This is a genomic window from Komagataeibacter rhaeticus (assembly GCF_011611525.1).
Lineage (GTDB): Bacteria > Pseudomonadota > Alphaproteobacteria > Acetobacterales > Acetobacteraceae > Komagataeibacter > Komagataeibacter rhaeticus.
Map to the genome: position 1 here is coordinate 3034023 of NZ_CP050139.1, position 13266 is coordinate 3047288.

The window sequence follows — 13266 nt, forward strand, 5'->3', positions numbered from 1 at the left end:
TCGATAACAGCACAGGCCGAAGCGCACAGGCGGCCAAGAGAATCCTTCTGATGGCGGAAAATAGCCATTTATTGTCTCTTTACCGCAACACCAGACCAGAGTCGCAAGCCTGAATCCAGTGTGAATACCTGTGGATAAGTCTGTTGGTCCTTTGGCATTCAGGCTCTGCGCGCGCAGAGTCCTCCCTTTTTCGTGACATATCCGTGAACGCCCGTTCAGCCGGGAAGGCTGAGCGTAACGGTCTCGCGTTCATCCGCCTGCCATTCCCGGCGCAGGACCGGCCTGTCCAGCCCCGGAACCTGCACGGCCCTGTCAATCCGCCACGGATTGCCGTCCAGCCTGACCGCCACCCAGCCATGGGGCAGTTCATATTCCGGCACCAGGCCCACCAGGGTCATATCCGTCATGGGATCGTAATGGGCAAACTGTAACGCACAGCCCTGAAAGACAAGCTGCACGGGCGCATGGGCCTGCCTGGGGCGGCTCAGGTTGACCAGCAGGGTCCCGGACAGATTCTCCGCCGCGCTGAAGACCAGGCTCCCGCCCTGGTTGCGGATATCAACCGGCAGCATGGTCACTGTATCGGATGCGGTGGGATGGATGACAACCGTGCCGCCATCAAGGCTGAAGAATCCCTGGTTCCATTCATGCAGTTCATGCAGGCGCAGGCTCAGCCATGCCCCGGCCCGGACAACAAGCGGTTGCAGGCGCAGGGGATCATGATGGAAACCGGACCGGCGATACTGGATGATGGCCTGCCGTATCATATCCACATCAAAATGGCCGGCGGTAAAGGACAGGCATCCCTCCTCATACGAAACCGCTGCTGCCGAACCATATTGCCTGCCCATGAAATGATGCCCTCTGATTCGATATGCGTGTCTTCCATGTGGGAAATCTGGTCCAGATCACGCGGGTTTTCAAAAAACGGTATAGACACAATATATTTTATTAGGGAAACACAAGAAAAAATGTCAAAATTCCGGAATTAAATTTTATGCCCAGATTTTTTAATTCAAATTCATGTATTTTTATTACCATTTTACTCTGGGTATTTCAGGTATCCATAAATTCACAAAACAGGACATAGCCGATATGGAATAAAGAAAACATAATCCTTACAGTGTCTTCCATGCCGCCAGGGCGCGTGCGCGCCCATCTGCCAGATCCACCACGGGGGCGGGATAACCCCGATGGACGTGGGGAAACTTCCAGGGCGTATGGACCGCCCTGCCCGCCAGATGGGCAATTTCCGGCACCCAGCGGCGCACGTAATCACCCTCGGGATCAAATTTCTCCCCCTGCAGGACCGGGTTGAATATACGGAAATAGGGCGCGGCATCCAGTCCACATCCGGCAACCCATTGCCAGTTGAACGGATTGCTGGCCCCGTCGGCATCGACCAGCGTATCGGCAAACCACCGCTCGCCCGCGCGCCAGTCAAGCAGAAGGTGCTTGGTCAGGAAAGAGGCGACGATCATCCGCACCCGGTTATGCATCCAGCCCGTGTGCCATAGCTCACGCATTCCCGCATCGACAATGGGGTAGCCCGTCCGCCCCTGCTGCCATGCCCGCAGCCCGGCCGGGTCGGTGCGCCAGGGCATGCGGTCATATTCGGGCCGCAGGCTGCGCGTTGCCATGTCGGGACAGTCGAACAGGGTGGCATGCGCGAAATCCCGCCACCCCACCTCACTGAGAAAACACATCCCGTCCGCGTCCACGTCTCCCTGCGCTTCCACCGCATGCCAGATCTGCCGGGGGGAAATATGGCCAAAACGCAGACAGGGCGACAGCCCCGATGTGGCGGGCCGGGCAGGCAGGTCACGCAGCCGGGCATATCCCGGCAGGCGTGTCGCCATGAAGGTGGCCAGTCGTGCATGCGCCGCCTGCTCACCGGGTTGCCATGTGTCACGCAATCCCTGCGCCCAGTCCGGCCGGGTGGGTTGCAGCCCCAGCGCGGACAGGCTGACCAGACCGTCCTCCACGGCGGGAGGAAGGGCGGCAAAACCCAGCGCGGCCGGCACCGGCAGGGGCGGCAGCGGGGCGCCCATGGCCCGGACCGCCCGCCACCAGGGGGTATAGACCCGAAACGGCGCGCCCTGCCGGGTCCGCACCTGCCATGGTTCATGCAGCATGTTGCCCCGATGGCTGCGGGCCTGCACGCCCATGTCCTTCAGCGCCAGCTTGATCCGTGCATCCACCTGCCGGGCAGCCCCACCGTAGCGGCGGTTCCACACAACTGCTCCCGCCCCGGCCTGACGGGCCAGCCGCAGCACGCACTGCCATGCCGGCCCCGCCATGATGCACAACCGGCCACCGCGTGCGCGCAGGTCATCCTCCAGCGCGGTCAGGGCACCATGAAGCCACCACCGCGCGGCGCTGCCCGGTGCAAGGGCGGGATCATGCACATACAGGCATATGACCGGTCCCGATGCGGCCGCATCGGACAGGGCCGGATTATCCGCCAGGCGCAGGTCATCACGAAACCACATGATGGTCGGGGCACTCTGGGACATGGATGCTTTTTCCGGTGCGGCTTGCGGACGGGGACGGATGCCCCTGTGTGGGACACAAACCCCCTGCCGTCAAATGGCGACCGCAGCCGGACTGCCGATGGCCGTTCCGGAGCGGTCGTCGGCTGAATTCATCTGATGCAATCCCGATGAAAGGTTACGCTGCCGTCCCTTTTCAAAAAGGTGGCGTCCGCAACCGGCCCTCAATGCATGGTGGCGGGGGGTGAAGGCGCAGGCTGCTCCCCAACCCGCGCGGGGGGCGTGGCGGGGGGCGGTGCGTCATCCTCGAACATCGCGCGGCATCGGGGGGAAAGCCGGTCCCGCTTGCTTTCCAGACAGGCCGACATCAGCCGTTCATTGGGAATATCGAGAAAGCACAGCCGGAAGACATCCTCCTTGCATGCCCTGGTCTGGTCTTCCCGCTCGCCGGCATGCGCGGGCAGGCCCAGCAGCAGGAGAATGACAAAAGGGGCGGTCCAGGTCAGGCCATGCGCTCCATAACGCCGGACGGCGGGCATGCGGTGCATCCTGCTCTCCTTGGTAAGGTTAGGGAGGGTTTTGTTATATCATCCCAGCGCATTGCAGTTTGCCTGCCGAGTCAAGTCACATCCCCGCAGCGCAGCCATCCCGCGCGGGGCACGCGCCACCACGGCAGGGGTTCCGCCGGAAATGCGCCGCATCCTTCATAAATCCGTGATGCCACGAACCCCGTTCCCGTCACGTTGCCCCCGCATACCTGAACACGGAACCGAAGGAGCACGCATAATGACCACCATCACGGACAGGATCGGGAATGCCGCGAACAAGGTTGCCGATACGCTGACAGGCGCGCGCAACGATACCTCCGGCCTGATGAGTGCCGTCATTGCCTATATGGGCGATGCCGGCAGCCCGGGCCGGCGCGAGGTGCATGAACGCGCCCGCCATGCCGGGCTGGAAGCCCGCCTGAACGCATGGGAAAACCACACCGGCAGCGAACCGGCCGATGAGGAGACGGTGCGCAAACTGTTCCCCGCACCCGTCATCACCCGCTTCGCTGATGAAACGGGTCAGTCCCACAACGCGACGATCAAGGCACTGGCGGACCTGCTGCCCCACCTGTCGCGACTGGATGGCTGATATACGCCCCGTGCCTGCGGGCAGGACTGTTTCCTGTTTGCAGGCGGACGGGGGGGTCTATGATCAGTTCATCCGGTACGACACAGCAGGCAGGACAGGCCCATGAACAGCAATCCCCCCACCCCCCCGACGCAGGCGCCCGGCGTCGTGATCGTGACGGGAGGCAGCCGGGGCATTGGCCACGCCATAAGCACCCTGCTTGCGCGGCGCGGCCATGGCGTTGCCATCAATTACGCCAGCACCGCCGCCCCGGCCGAGGAACTGGCCCATGCCATTACGCAGGCGGGCGGCCGGGCGCTGGCCATCCGGGCCGACATGGCGCAACCCGATGAAATCCGCACCCTGTTCGACCGCGCGGCCGAACTGGGCACGCTGACGGGTCTGGTCAACAATGCCGGCATTACCGGCACCAGGGTGCGGATTGACGAACAGACGGCCCAGACCCTCGATACCCTGTTCAACATCAACATCCGCGCCCCCATGCTGGCGGCGGGCGAGGCGGTGCGCCGCATGTCCACCCGCCATGGCGGCAGCGGCGGCGCGATCGTGAACCTGTCCTCCGTCGCGGCCCGTCTGGGCGGCCTGCCGGGGCTTGTGCCCTATGCCGCGACCAAGGCGGCGATCGAAACCTTTACCCGCGGCCTTGCCAATGAGGTCGCGCGTGAAGGCATACGCGTCAACGCCGTCGCCCCCGGCCTGACCGCGACCGACATGGTCCCGCCAGAAACCGCGAAACTGGCCGAAACCGTGGTACCCATGGGCCGCGTGGGCCATGTGGACGAAATTGCGCAGGCGGTGGCGTTTCTCCTTTCGCCCGCCTCATCCTATATGACGGGAAGCGTGATGACGGTGTCCGGCGGCCGCTAGCCGCATGCACCCCAACAGGAGAATCGATCCCATGTACATCGCCATGAACCGTTTCCGTATCCCGCCTGAAAACGAGCAGGAATTCCGTGAACGCTGGCTGGGACGCGAGGTGCACCTGCGCACCGTGCCCGGTTTTGTCAGCTTCCAGTTCCTCAAGGGGCCGCAGCATGAGGAGTATATCCTGTATGCGTCCCATACCGTATGGGAATCCTATGAAGCCTTCCTGGGCTGGACCCAGTCCGAACAGTTCCGCGCCGCCCACGCCCATGCGGGCAACCGCAAGCCGCTGATGGCCGGGCCGCCGGTATTCGAGGGATTCGAAGTGCTGCAGAACATCGAGAACTGAGTCCATGCGGCCCCGGCACCATCCGGGGCCTGTCATGCATCCCCAGCCCGGACCGGAGAAAATACCCCATGCCGCCAGCCACCCGCCCGCCCGCCGTTTCCCGCCGCAGCCTGCTTGCGGGGGGACTGGCGGCAGGCGGGTTGTGGGCCACGACAACCCGCGCGGCGGCGGTCGATGGTCTGGCCCAGCCCGCAACCGTCATTTCCAGCCCGCCCCGGCAATGGGGGCCGGATGCCCCGATCAGCCCGCTACCGGACCCGGACATCCTGGTGCTTGACCCCGGCTTCGGCAACCTGGCATACGCCAATGCCAATATCAGACTGGCATGGCGCGGTGGTGGCTGGCTGGAAGGGCCTGCGTGGAACAGCGAGGGCCGTTTCCTGCTGCTGAGTGACACGATCCGCGCCGTCCAGTACCGCTATCTGTGGGAAAATGGCGCGATCTCGATCTTCCAGCCCTATTCCTACAACAGCAACGGCAACATATTCGACAATGAAGGCCGACTGGTCAGTTGCGAGCACGGGCTACGCCGCGTGGTGCGCCGGGAACATGACGGCTCATGCCGCGTGCTGGCCGACAGCTATGGCGGCGCGCCCCTGAACTCCCCCAACGACCTGGCGGTCCACCCCGATGGCAGCATCTGGTTCACCGATCCCGGTTATGGCGACACGATTGTCGAAGGCCACCCCGATGCCCCCGGCGGCCCCGCCAACCGCAACGGCGTGGAACGCTGGGCACTGGATGGCGAGGTGGTGACCCAGTTCGGCGGCCACAGGCGGCAGGAGGACCATGTATTTCGCGTTGATCCCGCCACGGGTGAGGTGCGCGCCATCCTGACCCAGAAGCAGTTGGCGGACCCAAACGGGATTGCGTTCTCACCGGATGGAAAGATCGTTTACGTCATTTCCGCAGGGCCGGGACCGGGGCAGGACGGCCATGGCGGCGACCTGCACATCCACGCAGGCGACGTGGTGGGCAGTGAACTGCGCAACCTGCGCCCCTTTGCCGACATGATGCTGAATGGCCACCAGTTGATTGCCGATGGCATGCGCGTGGACGTGTTTGGCAACCTGTGGTGCGGGGCGGGTGGCCCGCTGGGGCTGTGCGGGGTTGTGGTCTATAACCCGCAGGGCCGCATGATCGGGCGCATCCGCCTGCCACGCGGGGTGTCGAACCTGACATTCGGCGGCCCCAAGCGTGACATGCTGTTCATGTGCGCGGGCGATGCGCTGTTTACCCTGCAGGTGAACACGCAGGGCGCTGCGCCTTCTTGAAAGATAAACGTTTCAGGGTGCCGCCTTTTCTCAAAAAGGCGGCATTCTTCAAAGCTTTTTGAAAAAAAGCTTCACCAGAAATTTTTAGCTGTTTTGCTAATTCATGCGCCGCCTACGCCCTTGCCCACCATGTCCAGCGGGCGGACAAGACGGTCGAAGGTGGCACCATCCACAAAGCCCGAGGCAAGGGCCGCTTCGCGCAGGCTGATATCATGCTCCATGGCCTGGTGGGCAATGGCGGAGGCACGGTCATAGCCGATTTCGGGGCTGAGCGCGGTGACCAGCATGACCGACCCCGCCACGTAAGCATCAATGCGCTTGCGGTTGAGTGTGGTGCCTTCCACCGAAAATACACGGAAGTTATGGCAGCCATCGGCCAGGATACGGATGGCATGCAGCACGTTGGCCACAATGACCGGGCGCATCACGTTCAGGTCAAGCTGCCCCTGGCTGCCCGCAAACGCCACCGTCGTATCATTGCCCAGTACCTGCGTGCAGATCATCACCATGGCCTCGCACTGGGTCGGGTTGACCTTGCCGGGCATGATGGAGGAACCGGGTTCGTTTTCAGGCAGGTGCAACTCGCCCAGCCCGCAGCGGGGACCACAGCCAAGCAGGCGCATGTCATTGGCGATCTTGAGCAGGCTGACCGCCACCCCGCGCAGCCCGGCAGAAGCGCGGACCATGGCATCCAGCCCGCCAAGGGCCGCGAATTTGTTGGGTGCCGTCACGAATGGCCTGTCGGTCAGTTCGGCAATACGCCTTGCAATGGCACGGCTGAAACCCGGCGGCGCGTTCAGCCCGGTGCCCACCGCCGTGCCACCGGCGGCCAGTTGCAACAGGCCGGGGCGCGCGGCCTCCACCGCTTCCAGCGCATCTTCAAGCTGCTGCGCCCAGCCTGACCATTCCTGCCCCACGGTCAGCGGCACCGCATCCTGCAGGTGGGTACGGCCGATCTTGACCACCTGCATCCATTCCTCCGCCTTGCTGCGCAGGCTTTCGATCAGTTCGCGCACGCGCGGCAGCAGGCGACCATCAATTTCCAGTAATGTTGCGACATGCATGGCAGTAGGGAACGAGTCATTGCTGGACTGGCCCATGTTCACGTCATCATTGGGATGGACCGGGCTTTTGGACCCGATCACGCCACCCAGAAGCTGGATGGCACGGTTGGCGATCACCTCGTTCACGTTCATGTTCGTCTGGGTGCCTGATCCGGTCTGCCAGACAAAAAGCGGGAATTCGGAATCCAGCCTGCCCGCAATCACCTCGTCCGCCACGCGGCTTATCGCGTCGGCCTTCCATTGCGGCAGGCGGCCATCGGCCGCGTTGACCTGGGCCGCCGCCTTTTTCACGATACCGTAGGCATGGCAGACCTCGATGGGCATATGGTCGCGGCCAATGGAAAAATGCACAAGGCTGCGCTGCGTCTGGGCCCCCCAGTAATGACTGGCGGGGACATCGATCTCCCCCATCGAATCCTTCTCGCGCCGCGTACCCGTGGCATCAAGGCCGATGGGGCAGTCCTTCAGGGTGGGGGTGGCCGGTTCGGTCATGGTGGCGTTCCTTCCTTTTGTATCAAGGGGAATATGGGAACACCACCGGGCTTTCGCGCCCCCGGCCGCCATCACAAGCGGGTGCGCGGGGCGCGTGAAGCGGGGACCAGCGGCAGCCGCTATACACGCGCCATCAGCAGCATGCCGCCAAATCCCATGAACACGGCGCCGCTCACCAGTGCGAATATCTTCTGGACGCGCGGGGTGCGCAGCCAGGTGGACAGGACCCGGCCCCCGGTGGCGTAAAGCGCGTACCAGAACGCCTCCACCCCCGCAAAGGTACCGATCAGCAGCCCGTATTGCGGCATGCGCGCCGCCATGGGGTTGACGAACTGCGGGATGAAGGCCGCCGCGAACAGCAGCAGCTTGGGATTGCTGATCCCGGTCAGGAATCCGTCACGGAACAGATCGCGCGTGCTGGCACCCGGCAGTCCGGGCGTATTGTCCGTGCCCGCATGCCCGGCATTGCGCGCCATCCAGACCCGTACCCCCAGAAACACCAGATAGGCCGCCCCGACCACGCGCAGCATGGCAAACAGCCCGGGCGACGCAGCCAGCACCCCCGCCATGCCCCCCAGCGACGCGGCAACCACCAACACGATGGCCAGCATGCACCCGGCCATAACCGCCACGCTGCATGTCACCCCATGGCGCACGCTGACCGACATGACATGCATCATGTTCGGCCCCGGCATGGCCGAGAGCACGAACGCGGTTGCCGCGAACAAAAACCATGTATGAAACGCCACTGGCCTGCCGTGCCCCTGTTTTCCGTAATGCCTGCCGTCACCGCCATGCGTGGCTGGCCATGCCGTCCTCACTTGACGGTAGGCAGGCCGTTGGTATACACGAGTGTTATATTATAACATTTTGAGCAACCCATGCCCCCGCCCGCCCACGCCCCGGCCCATGGCCCACGGACAGACATGCACGCGCCGACATCCCATGCCACCGCGCCCCTGCCACTGACATGGATGGCGCGCGCGTGGTGGCAGCGGCTGGCGTGCATCGCCCTGCCCTGTGCCCTGATGTGGGGGCTGGTGGGCTGGGCGGTGGCACTGCCATGACCATCCGTTCGTGATACAGGGCACGATCGGGCTGGACAATGCCGGCGTGGTGCTGAATGGCGCACCCGTCTGGCAGCATGTAACGGGGCATTTTGCCGCAGGCAGCATGACAGCCATAGCGGGCGCCAACGGGGCGGGCAAGTCCACGCTGCTGCGCGCCATACTGGGTGAAGTGCCACTGGCCGCGGGCACGATCACGCTTGATGGCCTGCACCCGCGGGATTTTGGCTACCTGCCACAGGCACGCAAGATCGACCGCGCCTTCCCCATCAGCGTGGCGGACATGGTGCTGGGGGGCGCATGGCACCGCATGGGCGCCTTTGGCGGGGCGACGCGCGCGCTGCGCCAGCGCGCGGCCGACGCGCTGGACCGTGTCAAGCTGGGCCAGCAGGCCGGCCGCATGATCGATGCCCTTTCGGCGGGGCAGTTCCAGCGCCTGCTCTTCGCCCGCCTGCTCATGACCGATGCCCGCGTCATGATGCTGGATGAACCGTTTACCGCCCTTGATGCCCCCACCACCCAGGACCTGCTGGGGCTGGTATGCGAATGGCATGAACAGGGGCGCACCATCATTGCCGTACTGCATGACATGCACCAGATCCGCCGCTGCTTCCCCCATGTCGTCCTGCTCTCCGGCGGGCGGGCGGTCTGGGGCGAGACCGCCCGCATCCTGACCCCCGCCACCCTGCGGCAGGCCTATGACGGCATGCAGCCCCGCTGGCCGGATACGGATGCATGAGCGGCCTGTTTTCAGTCCTGTGGGGCCCGTTCGCCGATTTCGGCTTCATGCGCCGGGCCCTTGTGGCCTGCGTGACCCTGGGCATGGGGGCGGGGCCGGTTGGCGTGATGCTGCAGCTGCGCCGCATGAGCCTGATCGGCGATGCGATGAGCCATGCCATCCTGCCCGGCGCCGCGATCGGCTTCCTGCTGGCCGGTGGCCTGTCGCTGACCGCCATGGGGCTGGGTGGCATCGGGGCGGGGCTGGGGGTGGCGCTGCTGGCGGGACTGGTCAGCAGGCGCACCCATCTGGCGGAGGACGCCAGCTTTGCCAGCTTCTACCTGACCTCACTGGCGCTGGGGGTACTGATCGTCTCGGCACGGGGGTCGAACATCGACCTTTTGCATGTGCTGTTCGGCACCATCCTGGCCATTGATGGCCCGGCACTGTACCTGATGGGAGGCATCACCACGCTCAGCCTGGGCCTGCTGGCCGTGATCTGGCGGCCACTGGTGATGGAATGCGTCGATCCCGGCTTCATGCGCATGAGTGGCGCACGCGGCGGGCTGTACCACATGGTGTTCCTGTTTCTGGTGGTCATCAATCTGGTGGCGGGATTCGAGGCGCTGGGCACGCTCATGTCGGTTGGCATGATGATGGTGCCCGCCGCCACCGCGCGGCTGTGGACACGCCGCCTGCTGCCCATGATGGCACTGTCCGCGCTTGTGGGCATGGGGGCGGGACTGGTGGGGCTGCTGGTTTCCTACCATTGCCATCTGGCGGCGGGGCCGTCGATCATCCTGACATGCAGTGTGCTGTATATCCTCTCCCTGCTTGCCTCTCCCGCCGGTATCCGGGCCGGGAACAGCCTGTCCCTTTAAGGAAAATCCGACCATGCTGCGCCACCTGTCCTGTCTGCTGGGTGTTTGGGGTGTCCTGTCCATCCTGCCCGCGCACGCCGCCCCCCCGCCGCATGTGGTGCGCGCGGTGGCCAGCTTTACCGTCCTGGCCGATGTCGTGGCGCATGTGGGGGGGACGCATGTAAGCGTGACCTCGCTGGTGCCACCCGATGGCGACCCGCATGAATTCGAACCCGCCCCCAATGACGCGCGCGTGCTGCGGCAGGCGGATATCGTGTTCATGAGTGGCGAGGGGCTGGAAAGCTGGTTTGGCCGCCTGGCGCATGCGGCAGGCTACCGGGGCACGCCTGTCATCGTATCAGACGGGATCAGCCTCTATACCCCGCCGGGCAACCGGCAGGAAGAAGCGGACCCGCATGTATGGAACAACGTGACCAACGTGATCGTATGGGCCGACAACATCCGTGACGCCCTGATCGCCATCGACCCGGCGGACGCGGACAGCTTCCGCACGTCGGCTGCGGCCTATGTCAGCCAGCTTGAGGCACTTGACCGCGATATCCGCGCGCGCATCAGCGCCATCCCCGCCAGCCGGCGGCGCATCCTGACCAGCCATGACGCCTTTGGTTATTTTGGCCGCGCCTACGGGGTCACGTTCCTGGCCCCGCAGGGGCTTTCAACCGAGACGGAAGCCTCGGCCGGCGACATGGCCAGCCTGATCACACAGATCCGTGCCAATGGTGTCACCACCTATTTCATGGAAAACGCGACCGATCCCCGCATGGTCCGGCAGGTGGCGCATGCGACCGGGGCGGCACCGGGAGGCGAACTGTATGCCGAAGCGCTGTCCCCCCCCACCGGCCCCGCACCGGACTACATCACGATGATGCGCCACAACACCGATCTCATGCTTGCGGCAATGCGTCCGCACTGACCGCCGCCCCGTCCGGGGCGGCCACGGCAAAGGGGGTCAGGTCAATGCGCCCGGCATGCATGTCCACCACCGACTGCCGGTGCGTGATCGAGACCACCGTCATGCCCGGGCAGTCCTGCCGCAGCAGGGTGTAAAGGGCCGACTCCGACGCCGCATCGAGACTGGATGTGGATTCGTCCAGAAAGACCCAGCCCGGTCGCGCCAGCAGGATGCGTGCAAAGGCCAGGCGCTGGAGTTCACCCGGCGAGAGGATCTGCCCCCATGGTTCCTCGTTCTCCATGCGCGGCACCAGCGCCTCCAGCCCGACCTGCCGCAGCGCCCGGGCCACATCTGCCGCCGGGTAGGCGTCCACGCCCTCCGGGTAGGTTACGGCGCGATGCAGCGTACCGGTGGGCACGTAGGGGCGCTGGGGGATAAACATCATCGGCGCGTCGGGCATGGTGATGCTGCCCGTGGCAAAGGGCCAGATTCCCGCCAGCACGCGGAACAGGGTGGACTTGCCGGTGCCCGAAGGCCCGGTCACCACCGTCATCTGCCCATGCGGCAGGGTCAGGTTCACACCGCGCAGCAACGGCGTGCCATCGGGACGGAACACATCCAGCCCGTCTGCCACCATGTCGGCCCCGGCGGGGGCAGGCAGTACCTTCACTTCATCACGCATGGCGCGCGCACGGTCCATCACACGCTGGAAGGTGGCCAGACGCGCCACCTCCGCATGCCATGTGGTCAGCGACGCATAGGAAGTGGACAGCCAGCTCAGCGCCCCCTGCACGCGCGAGAACGCCATGACCAGCTGCATGAGGGTGCCGAAGCTCATCTTGCCCGCAAAATAGCGGATGGAGCCGATCAGCAGGGCAAAGTTGCCCGAAACCACCTCCAGCCCCGTGGTCAGCAGCCCCAGCCACTTGGTCCGCCGCATGATGGAGAGAAAATTGTGGTAGACAACCGAAAAAGAACGGTCCAGTCCGGCCTGCTCCTCACCCTCGCCACGGTACAGCGCGATGCCTTCGGCATTGTTGCGGACATGAACAAGGCTGTAGCGGAAATCGGCCTCGGCGCGCTGCTGGAAGAACTGCAGCCCCGCCAGCCTGCGCCCCGCAAGGTGCGTGACCCACGTCGCCACGACGGAATAGATCAGCGCCGCCCAGAAGAAATAGCCCGGTATCGAAATGCCCATCACCTCCAGCGGGCCGGACAGCGCCCACAGCAGCCCGATATAGCTGAACAGGGTCACGATGTTGGTAATGAGGTTGATGAACTGCGTCAGCGTATCGGTTACGAAACTGTTCAGGTCCTCCTGTATGCGCTGGTCGGGGTTGTCGGTCCCGGCTTCCATGCCCGACGTGGTGATGGCGATGCGGAAGAAGGTCTGGTTTTCCATCCACTGCCGGGTCATGCGCGCGGTCAGCCACCGCCGCCAGCGCAGTCCCAGCAGCTGCTGCAGATAGGTTGCGTAGATGGAGCACATGACGGCCGGAATGGTAATGACAAAGAAGCCCAGCACGAACCCTTCGTCATTATGTACATACCAGAACAGCCCGCGCAGGAAGGTGGTCGCGTCATGCTGCTGCAGGGCGGTATAATATACATTGCGCGAAAAGGACTGGAGCAGGTCCAGCCCCACCATGGAAAAGGTCAGGACCAGTACGGCGGCCAGCAGCCCCCAGGCCCATTTCCTGTCCTCGGACACGAAATAGGGGCGGGTAAGGTACCAGACGTCTTTCAGAAGAAGGCGCAGATGCTGCATGTCAATCCCGTGCAGTGGGTTGGGGGTGAAGTCCCCAGCATTCCCACGAAGTGGGGCCGGACTCAATCACCATTGCGCACCATCGCCACACAGGCGGCCCGCAGCGGGGTGCCCGGTGCATCTCACGACTTCTTGACGTACCGGAACGCCCTGCCCGCCGTGCCGGGCCGGCTGGCCCGAAACCGGCGCTACCCGCTGATAACAGGGCCTCATGACCATCCGCACCCGACGAAAGCCGACGGGATATATCGAAAAGCCGAATGCC

14 protein-coding genes are annotated in these 13266 nt (G+C 64.3%); 8 read left to right on the forward strand and 6 right to left on the reverse strand.

Going from position 1 to position 13266, the window contains the following annotated elements:
* Positions 1-215: 215 nt before the first annotated feature.
* The 3 genes from GWK63_RS13910 to GWK63_RS13920 form a co-directional block, all read right to left on the reverse strand.
* Complete coding sequence (locus tag GWK63_RS13910) at positions 216-851, reverse strand: hypothetical protein (protein WP_034931027.1); 636 nt, start codon at positions 849-851, stop codon at positions 216-218.
* A 267-nt stretch (positions 852-1118) separates the two neighbouring features.
* Positions 1119-2516, reverse strand: coding sequence for a cryptochrome/photolyase family protein (locus tag GWK63_RS13915; protein WP_007397462.1), 1398 nt, complete (start codon positions 2514-2516; stop codon positions 1119-1121).
* 200 nt (positions 2517-2716) lie between these two features.
* Complete coding sequence (locus tag GWK63_RS13920; protein ID WP_034931033.1) at positions 2717-3040, reverse strand: hypothetical protein; 324 nt, start codon at positions 3038-3040, stop codon at positions 2717-2719.
* A 238-nt stretch (positions 3041-3278) separates the two neighbouring features.
* On the opposite strand from GWK63_RS13920, the gene GWK63_RS13925 reads away from it, so the two are divergent.
* The 4 genes from GWK63_RS13925 to GWK63_RS13940 all read left to right on the forward strand — a co-directional run bounded on the left by GWK63_RS13925 (position 3279) and on the right by GWK63_RS13940 (position 6119).
* Entirely contained in the window at positions 3279-3632 is a 354-nt protein-coding gene (locus GWK63_RS13925; RefSeq protein WP_007397458.1) for a YidB family protein, read from the forward strand.
* A 102-nt stretch (positions 3633-3734) separates the two neighbouring features.
* Positions 3735-4499 (forward strand): SDR family NAD(P)-dependent oxidoreductase, encoded by a 765-nt coding sequence (locus GWK63_RS13930; RefSeq protein WP_034931036.1) that lies wholly within the window; start codon positions 3735-3737, stop codon positions 4497-4499.
* Between the two features lie 31 nt (positions 4500-4530).
* The gene (locus tag GWK63_RS13935; protein WP_007397455.1) at positions 4531-4845 is read left to right on the forward strand and encodes an antibiotic biosynthesis monooxygenase family protein; all 315 of its coding nucleotides are present in this window, start codon (positions 4531-4533) and stop codon (positions 4843-4845) included.
* Positions 4846-4913: 68 nt separating this feature from the next.
* Positions 4914-6119 carry an SMP-30/gluconolactonase/LRE family protein gene (locus GWK63_RS13940; RefSeq protein ID WP_034931038.1) on the forward strand — a complete coding sequence of 402 codons (1206 nt, stop codon included), beginning with the start codon at positions 4914-4916 and terminating at the stop codon, positions 6117-6119.
* A gap of 101 nt (positions 6120-6220) precedes the next feature.
* Here the strand turns inward: GWK63_RS13940 and fumC are convergent, their stop codons facing one another.
* Positions 6221-7675 carry a class II fumarate hydratase gene (gene fumC / locus GWK63_RS13945; protein WP_034931041.1) on the reverse strand — a complete coding sequence of 485 codons (1455 nt, stop codon included), beginning with the start codon at positions 7673-7675 and terminating at the stop codon, positions 6221-6223.
* A 119-nt stretch (positions 7676-7794) separates the two neighbouring features.
* Complete coding sequence (locus GWK63_RS13950) at positions 7795-8424, reverse strand: LysE family translocator (protein WP_034931043.1); 630 nt, start codon at positions 8422-8424, stop codon at positions 7795-7797.
* 177 nt (positions 8425-8601) lie between these two features.
* Between GWK63_RS13950 and GWK63_RS13955 the strand changes: the two genes are divergently transcribed.
* The 4 genes from GWK63_RS13955 to GWK63_RS13970 are packed head-to-tail and all read left to right on the forward strand — an operon-like array spanning position 8602 to position 11254.
* Entirely contained in the window at positions 8602-8742 is a 141-nt protein-coding gene (locus GWK63_RS13955; RefSeq protein WP_007397450.1) for a hypothetical protein, read from the forward strand.
* Positions 8743-8752: 10 nt separating this feature from the next.
* Complete coding sequence (locus tag GWK63_RS13960) at positions 8753-9481, forward strand: metal ABC transporter ATP-binding protein (RefSeq protein WP_007397449.1); 729 nt, start codon at positions 8753-8755, stop codon at positions 9479-9481.
* Complete coding sequence (locus tag GWK63_RS13965) at positions 9478-10341, forward strand: metal ABC transporter permease (RefSeq protein WP_007397448.1); 864 nt, start codon at positions 9478-9480, stop codon at positions 10339-10341. Before GWK63_RS13960 ends, GWK63_RS13965 begins: the two co-directional genes overlap by 4 nt.
* 16 nt (positions 10342-10357) lie before the next feature.
* A complete protein-coding gene (locus tag GWK63_RS13970) occupies positions 10358-11254 on the forward strand; it encodes a metal ABC transporter solute-binding protein, Zn/Mn family (protein ID WP_034931081.1) in 897 nt (298 codons plus the stop codon).
* On the opposite strand, the gene GWK63_RS13975 is transcribed toward GWK63_RS13970, so the two are convergent.
* Positions 11226-13001: an ABC transporter ATP-binding protein/permease gene (locus GWK63_RS13975; protein WP_172459734.1), complete on the reverse strand. Its 1776-nt coding sequence runs from the start codon at positions 12999-13001 to the stop codon at positions 11226-11228. The genes GWK63_RS13970 and GWK63_RS13975 overlap by 29 nt on opposite strands.
* Positions 13002-13266: the final 265 nt, after the last annotated feature.